At 64.7% G+C, this 17,211-nt stretch carries 17 protein-coding genes; 8 read left to right on the forward strand and 9 right to left on the reverse strand.

Going from position 1 to position 17,211, the window contains the following annotated elements:
* The first annotated feature begins 81 nt into the window (after positions 1-81).
* The 5 genes from HV744_RS27760 to hutC (HV744_RS27780) all read left to right on the forward strand — a co-directional run bounded on the left by HV744_RS27760 (position 82) and on the right by hutC (HV744_RS27780) (position 4,107).
* A complete protein-coding gene (locus HV744_RS27760) occupies positions 82-909 on the forward strand; it encodes a transporter substrate-binding domain-containing protein (RefSeq protein WP_175152565.1) in 828 nt (275 codons plus the stop codon).
* 124 nt (positions 910-1,033) lie between these two features.
* Complete coding sequence (locus HV744_RS27765; protein WP_175152566.1) at positions 1,034-1,684, forward strand: amino acid ABC transporter permease; 651 nt, start codon at positions 1,034-1,036, stop codon at positions 1,682-1,684.
* Between the two features lie 29 nt (positions 1,685-1,713).
* Positions 1,714-2,376, forward strand: a complete 663-nt coding sequence (locus tag HV744_RS27770; protein ID WP_175152608.1) for an amino acid ABC transporter permease — start codon at positions 1,714-1,716, stop codon at positions 2,374-2,376.
* A 13-nt stretch (positions 2,377-2,389) separates the two neighbouring features.
* Positions 2,390-3,253 carry an amino acid ABC transporter ATP-binding protein gene (locus HV744_RS27775; protein ID WP_281363676.1) on the forward strand — a complete coding sequence of 288 codons (864 nt, stop codon included), beginning with the start codon at positions 2,390-2,392 and terminating at the stop codon, positions 3,251-3,253.
* Positions 3,254-3,303: 50 nt separating this feature from the next.
* Complete coding sequence (gene hutC, locus HV744_RS27780; protein WP_175152567.1) at positions 3,304-4,107, forward strand: histidine utilization transcriptional repressor HutC; 804 nt, start codon at positions 3,304-3,306, stop codon at positions 4,105-4,107.
* A gap of 31 nt (positions 4,108-4,138) precedes the next feature.
* On the opposite strand, the gene hutC (HV744_RS27785) is transcribed toward hutC (HV744_RS27780), so the two are convergent.
* The 9 genes from hutC (HV744_RS27785) to HV744_RS27825 form a co-directional block, all read right to left on the reverse strand.
* A complete protein-coding gene (gene hutC, locus HV744_RS27785) occupies positions 4,139-4,867 on the reverse strand; it encodes a histidine utilization transcriptional repressor HutC (RefSeq protein WP_175152568.1) in 729 nt (242 codons plus the stop codon).
* A 154-nt stretch (positions 4,868-5,021) separates the two neighbouring features.
* Positions 5,022-6,671, reverse strand: a complete 1,650-nt coding sequence (locus HV744_RS27790) for an HAL/PAL/TAL family ammonia-lyase (RefSeq protein WP_175152569.1) — start codon at positions 6,669-6,671, stop codon at positions 5,022-5,024.
* Positions 6,672-6,709: 38 nt separating this feature from the next.
* Entirely contained in the window at positions 6,710-7,501 is a 792-nt protein-coding gene (locus HV744_RS27795) for an ABC transporter ATP-binding protein (RefSeq protein WP_175152570.1), read from the reverse strand.
* 56 nt (positions 7,502-7,557) lie between these two features.
* Complete coding sequence (locus HV744_RS27800; protein ID WP_175152571.1) at positions 7,558-8,292, reverse strand: ABC transporter permease; 735 nt, start codon at positions 8,290-8,292, stop codon at positions 7,558-7,560.
* 14 nt (positions 8,293-8,306) lie between these two features.
* Complete coding sequence (locus HV744_RS27805; protein WP_175152572.1) at positions 8,307-9,029, reverse strand: ABC transporter permease; 723 nt, start codon at positions 9,027-9,029, stop codon at positions 8,307-8,309.
* Between the two features lie 88 nt (positions 9,030-9,117).
* Positions 9,118-9,942, reverse strand: a complete 825-nt coding sequence (locus HV744_RS27810) for a transporter substrate-binding domain-containing protein (protein ID WP_246279223.1) — start codon at positions 9,940-9,942, stop codon at positions 9,118-9,120.
* A gap of 303 nt (positions 9,943-10,245) precedes the next feature.
* Positions 10,246-10,926, reverse strand: a complete 681-nt coding sequence (locus HV744_RS27815) for a methyltransferase family protein (protein ID WP_175152574.1) — start codon at positions 10,924-10,926, stop codon at positions 10,246-10,248.
* A gap of 24 nt (positions 10,927-10,950) precedes the next feature.
* Positions 10,951-11,787, reverse strand: coding sequence for an arylamine N-acetyltransferase family protein (locus tag HV744_RS27820; protein WP_175152575.1), 837 nt, complete (start codon positions 11,785-11,787; stop codon positions 10,951-10,953).
* A gap of 200 nt (positions 11,788-11,987) precedes the next feature.
* Entirely contained in the window at positions 11,988-12,668 is a 681-nt protein-coding gene (locus tag HV744_RS27825) for a hypothetical protein (RefSeq protein ID WP_175152576.1), read from the reverse strand.
* Positions 12,669-13,005: 337 nt separating this feature from the next.
* Here HV744_RS27825 and HV744_RS27830 point away from each other — a divergent pair, with 337 nt between their 5' ends.
* The 3 genes from HV744_RS27830 (at position 13,006) to efeB (ending at position 17,147) form a co-directional block, all read left to right on the forward strand.
* Positions 13,006-14,529, forward strand: coding sequence for a carbohydrate porin (locus HV744_RS27830; protein ID WP_175152577.1), 1,524 nt, complete (start codon positions 13,006-13,008; stop codon positions 14,527-14,529).
* Between the two features lie 112 nt (positions 14,530-14,641).
* Positions 14,642-15,793, forward strand: a complete 1,152-nt coding sequence (locus HV744_RS27835; protein WP_175152578.1) for an NHL repeat-containing protein — start codon at positions 14,642-14,644, stop codon at positions 15,791-15,793.
* A 37-nt stretch (positions 15,794-15,830) separates the two neighbouring features.
* Complete coding sequence (gene efeB, locus HV744_RS27840; RefSeq protein WP_175152579.1) at positions 15,831-17,147, forward strand: iron uptake transporter deferrochelatase/peroxidase subunit; 1,317 nt, start codon at positions 15,831-15,833, stop codon at positions 17,145-17,147.
* The last annotated feature ends 64 nt before the right edge of the window (positions 17,148-17,211 follow it).

Consider the following 17,211-nt stretch of genomic DNA (forward strand, 5'->3'; position numbering starts at 1 on the left):
TATACTGCATCGCATGACTCGCGCCGAACCCGTCGAACGCAGCGCTTGCGCGCGACACCGCTTTGCCAACCGGAGAATCCCATGAGTATCCTTGCAGGCTGGAAGTGTCGTCTGGTCATGTTGGCGTTGTGCGCGGCAAGCGTCACCGCTCACGCGGAAGACCAGCTCGCCAAAGTGAAGAAGGCCGGCGAACTGGTGGTCGGTACTGAGATGCAGTTCGCGCCGTTCGACTTCCTCGAAAACGGTCAGCAAGCGGGTTTCAACAAGGATCTGTTCGCCGAGGTCGGCAAGGAAATAGGCGTCAAGGTGCGCTTCATCGATCTGCCCTGGCCGAGCGTGCTGCCGGGTCTCGAAGCGGGCAAGTTCGACATGGTGGGCGGCCCGCTGACGGTCACCAAAGCGCGCATGGAGCGCTACACGTACACGCTGCCGGTCGCGGACGCCACCGACGCGCTGCTCAAACGCGCGAACGATTCGTCGGTCAAGCAATCGGCCGATATCGTGGGCAAGACGGTCGGCGCGGGCAAGGGCTCGGCGCAGCTCGACCAGTTGAAGACCTATGTCGCCACGTTGCCGAAGCCGCCTGAAATCCGCGAATACGTCGACAACAATCAGGCTTACGCCGATCTCGCCGCTGGCCGCATCGCGGCCGTCGCGAACTCGATGACCAACATCGCGTATGTCGCCAAGCAACGTCCGGAGACGTTCGCTGTGGTGCAGCCGCCGTTCGGCGCGAAGGTGTACTTCGCTTACGCGTTACGCAAGGACGCGGACAGCAAGCCGCTCGCCGACGCCTTCAATGCCGCGCTCGTGAAGATGCACAACGACGGGCGTCTCGCGGCGTTGCAGAAGAAATGGTTCGGCGTCGCGATGGACGCACCGACCACGATGCCCACGCCGAACTATTGAGCGCTTTTATTGATCGCTTCACACATCGACATGCGTGACGTTTCGATGCAGGTGTTTTGACGCACGCGATGCGCGCCCGGCAATGAGCCGCATCGCCCTCCCCGTTCCAGCGAGTGCGCCGCTTATGTTCAGCACGACCGTCTTCGTCCAGGGCTTGCCGCTGTTGCTGCACGCGGCGCTCGCCACCATCGGCATTTCGCTGACGGGTCTCGTGATCGGCTTCTTCGTCGCGATCGGCGTGTGCGCCGCGCGGCTCTCGCCGAAGCGCGCGGCGCGCATGGCGGGCGGCGCCTACGTGTTCTTCTTTCGCGGCGTGCCGATGCTGGTGCAACTGCTGCTCGTGTACTACCTGCTGCCGTTCGCGGGCATCAATGTGTCGCCGGTGGTGGCGGCGATCAGCGCGGTGTCGCTGTGTTCCGCGTCGTATATCGCCGAGATCCTGCGCGGCGGTTTTCTCATCATTCCGCCGGGTCATCTCGAAGCCGCGCGCATGCTTGGGCTCTCACCGTTCGACATGCTGCGGCGCATTCTGGTGCCGCAAGCGTTCCGTCTGACGCTGCCGTCGCTCGTCAACGAAATGGTGCTGCTGATCAAGGCTTCGTCACTGATCTCAGTGGTCGGCGTGGCCGAGTTGACGCGCACCGCGCAGAACATCGCCGCCAGCACGTATCGGCCGCTGGAAGCCTATCTCGCGGCCGGGCTGATTTACTTCGTGATCTGCGGCGCGCTCGCGCTTGTCGCGCATGCCGCCGAATACCGTCTGCAGCACGCTTGACCGACCCGGAGCCCACGCCACCCCACGCCATGCAAACGCTCGATCCGACCATCATCACGCACAACCTGCAGCCGATCGCCGCCGGTCTCGCGACGACGCTCGGCAGCTGGGCCGCGGGCGTCGCGATCGGCCTCGTGATCGGCTTTCTGATCGCCGTGCTGCAACTGTTCTGCGGACGCTGGGTGCGCGGCCTCCTGCGCATCTATATCGAACTGTTGCGCGGCACGCCGTTTCTCGTGCAACTGTTTCTGCTGTACTACGGCGGCCCGTCCATCGGCCTCACGCTCGAACCGATGACGGCTGGCGTGCTCGGTCTGGGCCTCTATGGCAGTGCATATTTCGCCGAAGCATTCCGCTCAGGGTTTCAATCCGTGCCGCCGGGACATCTCGAAGCGGCGTCGTGCCTAGGTCTCACGCGCTGGCAGGCCGTGCTGCGTATCCAGGTGCCGCAAATGCTCGTGCTGATCGTGCCGGCGCTGACCAATCTGATCATCGTGCTGAGCAAGGAAACCGCGGTGCTGTCCATCGTCACCGTGCCCGAACTGACGTTCGTGCTGACCGGCATCGGCTCGGCCACCTTCGCTTTCGTCGAAACGCTGCTGGTGCTGTGCGTGTGCTATCTCGCGCTGGTCGAGCTGACCTCGCGCGCGGGCATGTGGGCCGAAACCCGCATCGCACGTTTCATCGCGTGAACCCGGAGTCCCTATGAACGCCATCGCCGACATGCCCTCCTCCGCGTCCGCCGTCGCTACGCCGCCCGGCGCGCCGCTGATCGAAGTGCGCGATCTGCGCAAACGCTTCGGCGAAGTCGAAGTGCTGCGCGGCGTCGATCTCGAGATCGCGCGCTCCGAAGTGGTGTGCATCATCGGCCCGTCGGGCTCGGGCAAGAGCACGCTGCTGCGCTGCCTCGCCGCGCTCGAGACATACGATCACGGCGACGTGCGCATCGAAGGCGAACTGCTCGGCTATAGCGAACGCAACGGCAAACGGGTGCGCGCGTCGCAAGGCGAGATCAATCGCGTGCGGCGCAATGTCGGCATGGTGTTTCAGCAGTTCAATCTCTGGCCGCACATGAGCGCGCTCGGCAACGTGATGGAAGCCTTGCTGCGCGTGCGGCATCTGTCGCGCGACGAAGCGCGCCGCCGCGCCAACGCGATGCTCGACACGGTAGGCCTCGCACACAAGGGCGATGCGCATCCGGCGAAACTCTCCGGCGGCCAGCAGCAACGTGTGGCGATTGCGCGGGCGCTGGCGATGGAACCGCACATCATGTTGTTCGACGAGCCGACCTCGGCGCTCGATCCGGAACTGGTCGGCGAGGTGCTGCAAGTGATGAAGCAGCTTGCGCGCGACGGCATGACGATGGTGGTGGTCACGCACGAAATGGGCTTTGCCGCGCAGGTGGCGGACAAGGTCATGTTCATCGACCAGGGCCGCATCGCCGCGCAGGGCAAACCGCACGACGTGTTTCACGATGCCGGGCAGCCGCGTTTGCGGCAGTTCCTGCAAAACTACTTCGACCGCAACGCGTTCTGGACGCGCGGTCCCGACGATGCGCAACCGCTATGAGCGCGCGCCGGTTTCCGCCCGCCTCACGCGAACCGCAGCGAGCGCCGCCGATGACCTCCACGGCTCGCAGCAAGGCTCACGACAAGCCGCCTCCCGCCCCGGCGACAAAACCCGCGCGCGCCGCCGACGACGCGCCGGCCGCACGCTACGAACAGGTCAAGCACCACATCCGCCAGATCATCGAATCGGGCGCGCGCCGGGCGGGCGACCGTCTGCCTTCGGAACTGGACCTGGTCGCGACGCTCGGCGTATCGCGCATGACGGTCAATCGCGCGCTGCGCGAACTCGCCGACGCGGGGCTCGTCACGCGAGTCTCCGGTGTCGGCACCTTCGTTGCGCAAAGCAAGCCGCAATCGACGCTGCTGATGATCGCGCATATCGGCGACGAGATCCGCTCGCGCGGTCACGAATACCGTTGCGACACGGTGCTGTCGCAACGCGAAACGGCGTCGGTGATGGTGTCGAACGCGTTGGGCCTCGCGCCCGGCGCGTCGGTGTTTCATGTGATCTGCGTGCATCGGGAGAACGGCTTGCCGGTGCAACTCGAGGATCGTTATGTGAATCCGGCGATCGCGCCGGGCTTCCTGCAGCAGGATTTCTCGGCGCTGAGGCCATCGGAGTATCTGCTCGAGATCGTGCCGGCGCACGACGTCGAGCACGTCGTCGACGCGGCGCTGCCGACGCGCGCCGAAGCCGAACTGCTGGAAATCCGCGCCGAAGAACCCTGCCTCACGCTCATGCGCCGCACGTGGACGAGCGGCGTGGCGGTGACGTTCGCACGGTTCGTCCATCCGGGATCGCGCTACCGGCTGGGTTGCCGCTTCTCGCCGGATCTGTCGCAGCGCCAGGGTTGACGATCAGCACGCCGCTTGCACACGAGGCGCGCTAGACATTCCCCGCCAGATGAAACCGCGACGCCGGATGCCACAACTGCACCGACGTCGCGACATTGTCGCCGACCCACGTGCGACGCCATAGCCGCAAACACGGCTCGCCGATCTCCATCATCAGATGCCGCCGCACATGTGCGTCCGGCTTCTGCGCGTAGATGCGAAACTCCGCGCGCTGGATCGGCGCGAGCCGCACCATGTAGTGATTCGGCGTCTCGACCGTGAAGTCCTGTTGCAGATAGTCGGGAAACACTTTCGGATTGACGTAGCGGTCCTCGTACTGGATCGGCTCGCCCTCCTCGCTGTGCACGATGCACGAGTGAAACGCCGGACCGCTCGCGAGTCCGAGCGCTTCGAGCGCCTGCGGGTCGTCGCTCGGTTCGAGCGTCAGCACGCGCGCCGAATGACGATGACCGCGCGCGGCGATTTCGTCGGCAATATTGCGGATTTCCAGCACCGTCGATTCATAGCGCTGCGGCGCGACGAACGTGCCGGAGCCTTGCACGCGCGTCAGCACGCGTTCGGTGGTCAGCTCACGCAGCGCGCGCGATACCGTCATGCGCGCGACGCCGAACTCCTTGACCAGCTCCGTTTCGGAGGGGATCAGCCCGCCCGGCTTCCAGTCACCCTCGCTGATGCGCCTGATCACGTAGCGCTTGATCTGCTCATAAGCGGGCATCGCCTTCACCGGTGTGTCGCGGTGGCGCTCGGCATGGTTCTGCATTTGAGCGCCGGGTAGGCCTGGTGCATTCGGTGCGGTTTGCGCGTTGTTTGTAGTTGTGTTCACTCCGACCTCGTGGGTGGTACGCGGGTGGTACAGGGTTGTACACCGTGACCGGTTCGCCGGCGGGCAAGCCCGCTCACCGGCAGTATCTCCGTCATGCCAGGTGGGCGGCAGCCTGGCCGTCGTTGACTGCAACGCCCGCAGCTGCGTGGCTGTTGCCCGCGGCCGCCAGATTCGTCACCGTGGCGCGCGCAAGCTGCTGTGCGCCGTCGGCGGATACGGCCGGCCGGGGTCCAATGTTACCAGGGTTCGGCAACGGCGGCGGCGCCTCGTCGGCGATCATCCGGAACGCGACGCTCATGTCGTCCGCGAGCGGGCGGTCGTCGCGGTAGGTCGGCACGACGCGCCGCACGCGTTGCCTGAGCGCTTCGGTATGCGGCGCGCGCGGTGCGTCGATGCTTTGCAGGTCGTAGGCTTGCGCTGCCGCCAGCAATTCGATCGCGACGATGCGCCCGGCGTTGTCGACGATTTCCAGCGCCTTGAGCGCGGCGGGCGTCGCGTGGCACAAATGGTCCTCCTGCAAGCCCGACGTGATGCCGCCGTCGAGACTCGCCGGCATCGCGAGGCGCCGGTTCTGCGCAACCAGCGAGGCCGCCGTGTACTGCGCGATCATGAAGCCCGAACAGGTGCCGCCCGGCTCCGCGAGAAACGCGGGCAGGCCGCTGACCAGCGGATTGACCAGACGGTCGAGGCGCCGCTCGGCCATCGCGGCGACTTGCGCGATGGCGGTGGCGAGGCTGTCCATCGCCAGCGCGATCGACGCGCCCACCGCGTGCGCCTGCGAATAAACGCGCGGCTCTTGCGGCGTGCCGGCGACGATCGGGTTGTCGGTGATCGACGCGAGTTCGCGATTGACCACGTCGGCGGTCGCGGCCAGCACGTCGCGCGCGGCGCCGTGGACGTGTGGAATGGTCCGCATGCTCAGCGGGTCCTGGGTGCGCTGGCCGACCACCGCCGCGAGAATGCCGCTGTCGGCGAGTGTCGTGCGCATCCGTTCGCCGACCAGATTCAGCCCGGCCGAAATCCGCAAGGCGAGCGAATCTTCATCGAAGGCTGCGAGCTGGCCGCGCAAATTCTCGAAGCTCATCGCGGCGACCATGTCGGTCCAGTCGAGCAGGCGTGCGGCGCGCGCCATCGCCAACGCCGCGAGGCCAGTCACGCATGGCGTGCCGTTGATCAGGCTCAGCCCTTCCTTGGCTTCGAGCACCAGCGGTTCGAGCCCGAGCTGCTGCAACGCTTCGTGCCCGTTGAGCCGCTCGCCGCGATAGCGCACGTGCCCCTCGCCAATGCAGACGAGCGCGATATGTGCCATATGGCTCAGATAGCCGACCGAACCGAACGCCGGCACCTCCGGCAAACAATCGGCGTTGAGCAAGGCCACCAGCTGCTCGACGACTGCGAGGCGAATCCCCGAATGTCCGTGCGCGAAATTGTTGACGGCCGCGGCCATGATCGCGCGTGTCTCGGCGACCCCGAGCGACGCGCCGACGCCGACCGCGTGGCTCATCAGAATATTGCGCGACAGCGTGCGCTGTTCAGCCGGCGACACGATCACGTCGCACAACGCGCCCACGCCGGTATTCACGCCATACGCGCGAATCCCGCGCTCGACGATCTGCTCGACGAGTACCCGCGCCGCTGCGATGCGCGCGCGGGTGCCGGCGCAAAGCTCGAGCGGCTCGCCGGCGGCGACTGCGGCCACCTGAGCCCAGTCGAGAGGACGTTCGGAACGGATCACGGCCATGATAGTGCTCTGCTCGGTCAATTACCTGGTGATACTGATCAGTGGGTGCTGCGATCCTGATGGCTCGACACGAATTGCCGGAAGCGCTCCGACCTGCATTCGACGAATACTTCGTCGGGTGTCCCGTCCGCTTCCACCTGCCCCTGATGCAGGAACATCACGCGGTTCGACACGTGGCGCGCGAACCCCATCTCGTGCGTGACGACCAGCATGGTGCGGCCCTCTTCGGCGAGCGAGCGCATCACGCGCAGCACTTCGCCAACCAGTTCCGGGTCGAGCGCCGAGGTGGGCTCGTCGAACAGCATGACCTTCGGATGCATCGCCAACGCGCGCGCAATCGCCACGCGCTGCTGCTGACCGCCCGACAGATGCGCCGGATAGTGACCGCGCTTTTCCGCGAGACCGACTTTCGCGAGCAGCGCCTCGGCCTCTTCGACCGACTCGGCACGGCTGCGCTTTTGCACGCGCATCGGCCCTTCGATCAGATTTTCCAGCACCGTCATATGCGACCAGAGATTGAAGTTCTGGAACACCATGCCGAGTTGCGAGCGCACCCGGTCCACCTGGCGGCGGTCGCCCGGTTGCAGCTTGCCGTCGCTGCGGCGCTTCATTTTCAGTTCTTCGCCGGCGAGCGCGATCGAACCGTCGTCGGGTGTTTCGAGCAGGTTCAGACAGCGCAGGAACGTGCTCTTGCCCGAGCCGCTCGCGCCGAGAATCGAGATCACGTCGCCTTGATGGGCGTCGAGCGAAATGCCTTTGAGCACGTGATGATCGCCGAACGATTTATGAATGTTCTTGAGCGACAGTGCGACGGGTGCCGTAGCGTTCATGGAATTCTCCAGGTTCATCCGGGTGGGCCGGCCATTCAGGACGCGGCGCGACGTGCTTAGGTGGTGGCGGAGATCGGGCGGCTCGGCGCGGTCTGCGTGGGCACCGCGCGCAAATGGCGCGACAGACGGGTTTCGAGCAGGCCGAGCACGCGCACGATCACGAAGTTCAGAAACAGATAGATCAGTGCCGCGCAGATGAAGACTTCAGTCGTGCGATAGGTCTGCTGGATGATCTGCTGCGCGACCCCGGTCACTTCCCACACCGTGACGAGACTGGCGAGCGCGGTCGACTTGACGAGCAGCACGGCTTCCGTCGAATACGCGGGCAGACACTGACGCAATGCGATCGGACCGATCACGCGGCGCAGCAGCGCGAAGCCCGACAGGCCGATCGAATAACCCGCCTCGATCTGACCGACCGGCACCGCCATCAGGCCGCCGCGAATAATCTCGGCGGTGTATCCCGCCGTGCATAGCGCGAGCGATAAAACCGCGCACATGTAGGGCTCGCGCAGCACCGGCCACAGGAAACTCTCGCGAATCACGCCGAACTGGCCCATCCCGTAGTAGACGAGGAACATCTGGATCAGCAGCGGCGAGCCGCGAAACACGAGGATATAGGCGCGCGCGAAGCGGTTCGGCAGCCAGCGCGGCGACACGCGCATCGTGACGATCACGAGCGAGAGCAGACCGCCGAGAATCAGCGAGCAGAAGAACAGCCCGAGCGTAGTCGGCACGGCTGCGATCAGTTGCTTCAGCGTGTCGAGCAGAAAGTCGAAATCGAAATGCATGGTGGCCGTTCTCGTCAGTTACGCGCGAAGTTGCGCTTGAAGGACCGGCCCACGCGCGCCTCGGCGCGGTTGAAGACCCGGTTCGAGATGCTGGTCATCAGCAGATACAGCGCGCCGCCCACCACGAAGAACGTGAAGTATTGATGCGTGGAGCCCGCCGCAATCTGGCTCGCGCGCAGCAATTCCGCGAGCCCGGTCACGGAGATCAGCGCCGAGTCCTTCAGGCTCAGTTGCCAGACGTTGCCGATGCCGGGCAACGCGAAGCGCAGTACTTGCGGAATCAGGATGCGGCGCGCCATCGTCAGCGTCGGCATGCCGATCGAGCGCGCGGCTTCGAGTTCGCCGCGCGACACCGCCAGTACCGCCGCGCGATACACCTCGGCCTGGTAAGCACCTGAAATCAGGCCGACTGCGAGCGCGCCGATCACGAACGGCGGCACGCCGATGAAACCGTCCGCGCCGAACCACTGGCCGATGGTGGTCACGAGTGTCGAGCCGCCGAAATAGAACAGATAGATCACGAGCAACTCAGGCACGCCGCGAAACACGGTGGTGTAGATGTCGCCGATCACACGCAGCGTGCGCAGGCGCGACAGCTTGGCCGCCGCCACCAGCCCGCCGACTACGGCGCCGACTGCGAGCGCCGCCAGCGTAAGCGCGACCGTCATCAATGCCGCGAGCAGCAACACGCCGCCCCAGCCTTCCGGCCCGAAGCCGAACATTTGCATCAAAGCCATTGCCTAAACCTCGTCCATGACGCCGGATCGAACCAGCCGGCACGCGCGACGTCGCAGCGCGTGCCGCATCTTCTCAGCGCTCAGCGCATCAGGGCGTGACGTCGCTCTTGAACCATTTTTCGGAGAGCTTCTTGACGGTGCCGTCGGCGAGTGCGGCGCTGATCGCGGTGTCGAACTTCGCCCGCAGATCGGCGTCCTGCTTGCGGAATGCGAGCCCTTCGCCCGGCCCCCAGATCGGACCGCCGATCTTCGGACCGGCCATCGTGACCGACGCGGTTTCTTTCTTGTCGATGTTGGCGGCGTAGTAGGTCACATCGTCGAACGACGCGTCGATGCGGCCGTTGGCCAGATCGAGATCGCGTTCCGGCGACGTCTTGTAGACGCGGATACTGGCGATGTCCTTGAAGCCGTCGTTGATGAATTTGGTGTAGACCGTGCCCGACTGGATGCCGATGGTCTTGCCCTTCAACTGCTTGCGCAGCGCGTCGACGGTCGGCTGATCGGTCTTCGGGTCGCCCGTCAGCTTGACGACGCCGGCGTTGGGCGCGGCCTTCGGCAGCACTTTCGCATCGGCGACGGCGAACGTGGCGGGTGTCGCCGCGTAGGGCCGCGAGAACGCGATGATCTTTTCACGCTCCGGCGTGATCGAAATCGCATCCATCAGGACATCGAACTTACCGGCTTGCAGGCCGGGGATCATGCCGTCGAAGTCCTGCGCGACGAGGTTGCATTGCAGCTTCGCGCGCTCGCACAGATTGGCGACCAGTTCGGGTTCGAAGCCACCCAGCTTGCCGCCCGGCAAGGTCAGATTCCACGGTGCGTAGCCGCCTTCCAGCGCGATCGTCACTGTCTTCCAGTCTTTGGCCTGCACCGGTGCCGCGAAAATCGTTGCGGCGCCGAGAACGGCGCCCATCAATGCGTTTGCTGCCGTTCTGCGCTTCACTTTCACGTCGAAACTCCTTGATTGAGGAAACCGTCGAGCTGGGTGTTTTCACTGCCGCTTAATTTGTATAGACAAGATTGCACGAGTCAAAAAGCGACCGCAAGAGGATTCAGCGAAAATTGCCCGAATCATCGGGTAAGCCCCTACTCGATGCCGTGCGATAAGGCTCTGCGGAGAGTTCTTAATGACTGGGGGTCGCTGGAGGATGCTGCGGCATGAAATACCTGCGCCGGACTTTGTCTAGACAGGTTAGAGCGTGAAGGTAAAAGAGCTCTACCAGATGAAAGGCACGAAGCGAAAACGCACCCGCTCCATGTACTCCGCATAACCGTCGAGTTGCTCGGCCAGCACGCGCTCCTCGCGCACCGCTCGCCAGCCGATGCCGATCACCATCACGGGCACGAACGCAAGCCCCCACCATGAACCGAGCAGCAACGGCGTGCCGACGAGCAGCAGCAGCGCGGAGGAATACATCGGATGGCGGATATGCGCGTAAGGGCCGGTGTCGATCACCTTATGGCCGCGGCTCGTCTGGATCTTCACGACCGGGGCCGCATAGCTGTTGGCCTTGAACACGAAGCGGCACATGAAGATGCAGAGGAACACGCCCAGCGAACCGAGGCTGACCAGCCAGACCGGCAGCGGCGCGGACCAGCGCAAGCGCACCGCGTCGAGCCCCATCACGATCAGCCAGCCGCACCACACCAGCGTGACGCCCATCATGAAGAAACGGTCCCAGCGGCTTTGCTGCGCCTGCATGACCGGCGCGAGACGTTCGGCGAGCAAGCCGGGATCATGGCGCGCGAGCCATAAACCGAGCCACAAGCTCAACACGCCCAGCTCGATCAGATACCACCACGCAGCCGGCCACGCCAAGGTGCCCGCCGCGCCGAACAGCAGCACGCCCATGGCCGCCAGCCAGATCACCGTTTGCAGGATGAGGCGCGTGACCATGGCGATAGTCCGGTCCGTTACACGTTACGCGCTATGCGCCGGTGTGCGCACGCGCTCGAACAACCCGGCGATGTCGATGTCGCCGGTATTCAGACCGAAGCGATCGCGCAGACACGCGGCGAGTTCGTCGGCGCTGGCGAGCCGCCGTTCGTTGACGATCTGTCCGTTCGCCGCGCGTTCGTTCAGTTGATCGTTGAGCAGCGTGAGACGTGTTTCGGGCAACACGCGGCACACGATCAGGTTGCTCGCGAAAATCGAATCCGGCGAGGTCGACGTGTACCAGTTCGACGTTTCGTAATCGATCCATTCGACCGGTTGCAGGTCGAAGCGATAGACGCGCGCCCAGCTCTCGTCGCTAGCCTGCGCTTCGAGGTAGAGCGCCTCGCGCGATGCGTCGGCGAGGCGGAATGTGCCCAGCGGGGTCGGCTGCGCGAGGCCTGCGGCCAAACGCAGCGGCGCGGTCAGCGTCACGCTGCCGAAGCCGACGTCGGCGATCCATGCGTCGGCTCCGATGTCGACACGCAGCACCATGTGCGTGCGAGGCGGAACGATGTCGGACTCGCGGCCCCAAAGCACGCGCCCCAGCAGTGGCGTAATCCTGAAACCCAACTGCATCAGCACGTTGGCGAACAGCGCATTCTGCTCGAAGCAATAACCGCCGCGCCGCTCGGTGACGAGTTTTCTTTCGACCGATTCGGGGTCAAGCTTGACCGGACGCCGCATGAGCGGGTTCAGATTCTCGAACGGGATTGCTCCGGGGTGCAGCCGGTGAATCGCCTGCAGGACTTGCAGCGTTGCCGCGCGTGGGCCTTCGTAGCCGATGCGGGCAAAGTAGTTTTCCAGATTGACGGTGTATGACATCGGCGTGGTCCCGGTAGGGTTTGGGGCTGGACGCTTATGGGCCTGAGCGCCTGTCTGTATGTGGCGCGCGGCCCGGTGGTTTCGGGACAAGATCATAGCTGCTTTTCCAGTCTGCCCGAGGCGCCGGCCTTGACCGATTTTCGTAGCCGCTTCAGGCGCCGCCCCGCTGCGGGAGCGGCGCCTGAAGCGTGGGCCGTCTGCTACTGGACGCCCTTCAACGCCGAGGTCGCGATCGACGGCACGGTAATGCCGTGGCTCGACGCGAACTGCACCGCCGAACTCAGCGTCGACATCAGCGACTGCAACTGGCCCGGCGCCGATTGCGCGATGTATGCCGCGCTCTGCGCCGTTTGCGGATTCATTCCCGACTGCAACAGCGAAGACGGGCTCATCTGACTGATGCTGCCCAGCCCCGACTGCAAGCTCGAGTACTGGCTCACGCCTTTGCCGAGCGACGCCAGGCCGTCCGTAAATGCCTGCTTGTTCACGGGCGTCGCCGACGCGCTGCCGCTCGCATGGCTCGCGAACGCTTCGGTCAGCTTTTGAGATAGCGACTGCTGCGTGCTGCCCACCTGCGTCAATTGACTCACCGACGGCGTTCCACCGCTCAGCAGACCCGCCGCCTGTTGCGCCTGCCCTGCCGCGCTGCTCATGCCCATCGCCGACGCCAGGCTCGATTGGCCGCTGAGCACCTGCTGGTTCGCGCCCACATACGTCTGCAACAACTGCGACATGCCACCCGACGCGGCCGGCGCACCGCCCGCCGAACTATCGCCGCCGCCAATGCCGAACTGCTTCAGATTCAATTGCGCATTTGCAACACTGCTCAACAACAAACCTCCACCCGCCAGCATCGAAATCAAAAGAATGCGCTTTTTCATAACCATCTCCTTACTTTGTCTTTCGGGTCACGCGTGCGGTTCGACAATTCGCTTCGGCACGCGTTCGATATGACCACAGCCATACATTTTATTTACATCAGCATTTGTTTTTAATTACGCATCAATGCCAATTAGTGGCAGTCCGTAACGGCCCAAATTACATGTCAGAAATTTTGATGCGAATAGTTCTCATTTGAGTTGACTCCCATAGTTTGCGTGCGTACGATCTCGTCAGTTGCTGCATCGGCATCGCGGACCGTTGCGGCAAATCGCGGGTATCCAGCCATGCCGCGCCGCGATGATTAGATCAGTCGAAACAACAGCAATAAGGATCTCGATGAAGTTTGCCCAATTCAACGGACCCGCCGCTTTGGCGCATCCGCGTCGCGATTGCTCAGCACGCGCCGGTGCAACTCATCGTACGCGCTTGCCCTCGATGCGGCGCACCATGCTCTGCACCGCGTTCGCGTGGGCTTCGCTGACGGCCGGCACGGCGCTGGCCGAAGCCAACCCCGATGCCACACCGGAAGCCCCCGAAGCCGACCTGAACATCAAGGCGGCCCAGACCAGCCAGTGGACCGGCTTCTGGAACCGCCCGCAGATGCTCGGCGACATAGGCGGCTTGCGCCCCTGGCTCGGCAAATACGGCGTGACGTTCACGCTGACCGAGACCAGCGAAGTGCTCGCCAATCTTCGCGGCGGCCTTGAGCGCGGCGCGGACTACGACGGTCTGACGACCGCCGCCGTGCAAATGGATACGCAGAAAGCGTTCGGTTTGCCGGGCGGCCTGTTCAACGTCAGCGCATTGCAGATTCACGGCGCCAATCTGAGCGCCAACAAGCTCGGCACGTTGAATACGGCAAGCGGCATCGAGGCCGACGACGCCACCCGCCTGTGGGAACTGTGGTATCAGCAGTCGTTCCTGAACAAGCGTGTCGACGTGAAGATCGGTCAGCAAAGTATCGACCAGGAATTCATCACCAGCGCGTACTCGGCGCTGTTCATCAACACGATGTTCGGCTGGCCCGCGCTGGCCTCGTACAACATGCCGTCCGGCGGTCCGGCGTATCCGCTGTCGGGCCTCGGCGTGCGCGTGCGCGGTCAGATCACGCCTTCGTTGACGGCGCTGGCCGGCGTGTTCTCCGGCGACCCGCTCGGCAACGACCCGAACAATATGAGCGGTACGAACTTCAACATCCACAACGGCGCGCTGTGGATCGGCGAGTTGCAGTACGCGATCAACCAGCCGGCCGAAGGCGAAATGGTCGGCGTGGGCAGCACCGGCTTGCCGGGCACCTACAAGATCGGCTTCTGGTACAACACCAACAGCTTCGCGGACCAGCGCTTCGACAACACGGGTTTGTCGCTGGCGAATCCGGCCTCGACAGGCGTGCCGGCGAATCATCACGGCACCTATAGCATCTACGCGGTAGCCGACCAGATGATCTGGCGTCCCAACCCGGACGAGCCGCGCAGCCTCGGCGTGTTCGCGCGCGTGATGGGCGGCCCCGGCGACCGCAACCTGGTGAGCCTCTCGGCCAACCTCGGCGTCGTGCTGAAAGCGCCGTTCGCCGGCCGCGACAACGACAGCGCGGGTCTCGCGCTCACCTACATCAAGGTCGGCAATCACGTGAACGGGCTCGATCAGGATTTCCGCGCCTTCACCAACGGCCCATACGGCGTACGCACCAGCGAAACCACCCTCGAGGCGACCTATCAGTACCAGGTCAATGGGTGGTGGCAACTGCAAGCCGACGCGCAATACACGTTCAACGCCGGCGCCGGCCAGAATCCGAAAGACCCGACGCAGCCGCTGCGTAACACGTTCGTCGTCGGCGTACGGACCAACATCAACTTCTGATGCGATTCACGCCCAACCCACACGCTATCGACACACCGGATCCCATGCTTTCGATCGTCACCGCAACCGCCGCTTTGTGGTCAGTTTTGTGCTCAGGCACGGAGGCCCAATCGTGAACCATCGCACGCGCAAGTTTTCGCCGCGCGCCGCGCGGGCCCTGATCGCCGCCGCCGTGGGCGCTGCCGCCTTCGCGACGGCCGCCGGCGCGCACGCCGAGCCGCAAGGTTTCCTCGAAACCATCAAGCACCACACCACGCTGATCAACACCGTGCCGGACAACGGCGACCAGAACCCGTACGCGGTCGTGGTCGCGCCGGTCACGGCGGGCACCATCAAGCAAGGCGACGTGCTGGTCGGCAACTTCAATAACTCGACCAATCTGCAAGGCACCGGCAGCACGATCATCAACTATCGTCCGGACACCAGACAAATGGCCGTGTTCGCCACGGTGCCGCGCGATCTGAAGGAATGCCCGGGCGGCATCGGCCTGTCGACCGCGATGACGATGCTCAAGTCGGGCTACGTGATCGTCGGCAGCACGCCGAGCAACGACGGCACGACCGGCACCAAGGGCGCCGGCTGCCTGATCGTGATCGACCCGCAAGGCAAGATCGCGTCGACCATCACGAGCCCGAACATCAACGACCCGTGGGGCAACATGGCGGTGGTCGACAATGGCACCAGCGCGACGCTGTTCGTCAGCAACGCGGGCTTCGGCGTGGGCGGTGCGAATGGCACTCCGCCGGTGTTCAAGCAGGCCACCGTGCTGCGTCTGGACCTCGACGTGCCGGCCGGCAAGCCGCCCGTCGTGAAGCAGGAAACCGTGGTGGGCAGCGGTTTCGGCGCGCAGGCGGACAAGGGCGTGTTCCTCATCGGGCCGACCGGTCTCGCGCTGTCGAACGATCAGAAACTGCTGTACGTGTCCGACGCGATCGGCAACCGCATCACCGAAATCGACGACCCGATGACGCGCGACACCAGCGCCGGCGTGGGCCGTCAACTCACCGCCGACGGCCTGCTGCATCGCCCGCTCGCGATGGTCGCCGCGCCCAACGGCCACCTGCTCGTGACGAACGCGCTGAACGGCCAGATCGTCGAAATCGATCCGGCGAGCGGCAAGCAGCTTTACGCGCGCTGGATCGACACCGACAAGGCGCAATCGCCGCCGGGCAACGGCGACCTGTTCGGCCTCGCGATGACGCCGGAAGGCGACGGCTTCTACTACGTGCAGGACGACGTGAACACCCTGGTACTCGCGAAGTAAGCAGAGCGCTCCGGAGCCCAACGAAGGTGAAGTAACCATGACAAAAGATCACCCCCCACGACCGTCACGGCGCGGCTTTCTCAAGGCGGGCGGCGCCGCGGTGGCCGCCGGTGCCGGTCTTGGCACGGCTGTCGGCGCAGGCCTCGTGGCGCCCCAGACCGCGCTCGCCAAAGCCCAGGCCCACAGCGCCGATCCGCAGATGGCCGTCGAGCCGTTCTACGGCGCGCATCAGGGCGGCATCGTCACGCCGCAGCAAAGTCACACGTACGTCGCCGCGCTCGATCTGACGACCGACAAATGCGCCGACGTGATCGCGCTGCTGCGCGCGTGGACCGACGCGGCCGCGCGTCTCACGCAAGGCGGCACGGCCGCCGCATTGCCGACCGGCGATGCCGGTGACGACAAGTCCGCGCCCGACTCCGGCGACGTGCTCGGTCTCGGCCCCAACGGCCTGACGATCACGCTCGGCTTCGGCCCGGGCCTGTTCACGAAGGACGGCAAGGACCGCTACGGCCTCGCCGCGCGCCGCCCCGCCGCGCTCGTCGACCTGCCGCGCTTCAACGGCGATCAGCTGATTGCCGGGAAAACCGGCGGCGACCTGTTCATCCAGGCGTGCGCGAACGATCAGCAACTCGCATTTCACGCGGTCCGGCAATTGTCGCGGCTCGCTTACGGCAGCGCGACGATGCGCTGGGGCCAGGCCGGTTTTCTGTCGGGTCCGCGCGGTCAGACGCCGCGCAATCTGATGGGCTTCAAGGACGGCACCAACAATCCGTCGACCGCGAAGCCGCAGTTGATGAACGAATTCGTCTGGGCCGGCGCGAGCGCCGACGCACCGTGGATGGAAGGCGGCACCTACACCGTCGTGCGGCGCATCCGCATCACGCTGGAACACTGGGACGACATGGAGCTGGGCTTCCAGGAACAGGTGTTCGGGCGTCACAAGTACAGCGGCGCGCCGATCGGCAAGAACAACGAGTTCGACGCGGTCGACCTGAAGGCAGAGGACAAGGACGGCAATCCGGTGATTCCGGAGAACTCGCACGTGCGTCTGTCGAACCGGGCCAGCAACAACGGCGCGCAGATTCTGCGCCGCTCGTACTCGTACAACGACGGCACGAACTTCTACATCGAGCGCTGGCCGCCATGGCGCCAGGAAACCGAGTACGACGCGGGACTGATTTTCGTCGCGCATCAGAGCGACCCGCGCACCGGCTTCATTCCGATCAACAACCGGCTCGCGAAGTTCGACATGATGAACCAGTTCACGACCCACGTCGGCAGCGCGATTTTCGCGGTGCCGCCCGGGGCGAAGCCGGGTTCGTATATCGGCGCGGGGCTGTTCGAGACGTAATGCAAGCCCGCGTGGCCGCTGGTGGCGCGGCTCGTGTCACCACTCACGTCACGTAGTGCACACA

The organism is Paraburkholderia ultramafica (assembly GCF_902859915.1).
Taxonomy (GTDB): Bacteria; Pseudomonadota; Gammaproteobacteria; order Burkholderiales; family Burkholderiaceae; genus Paraburkholderia; species Paraburkholderia ultramafica.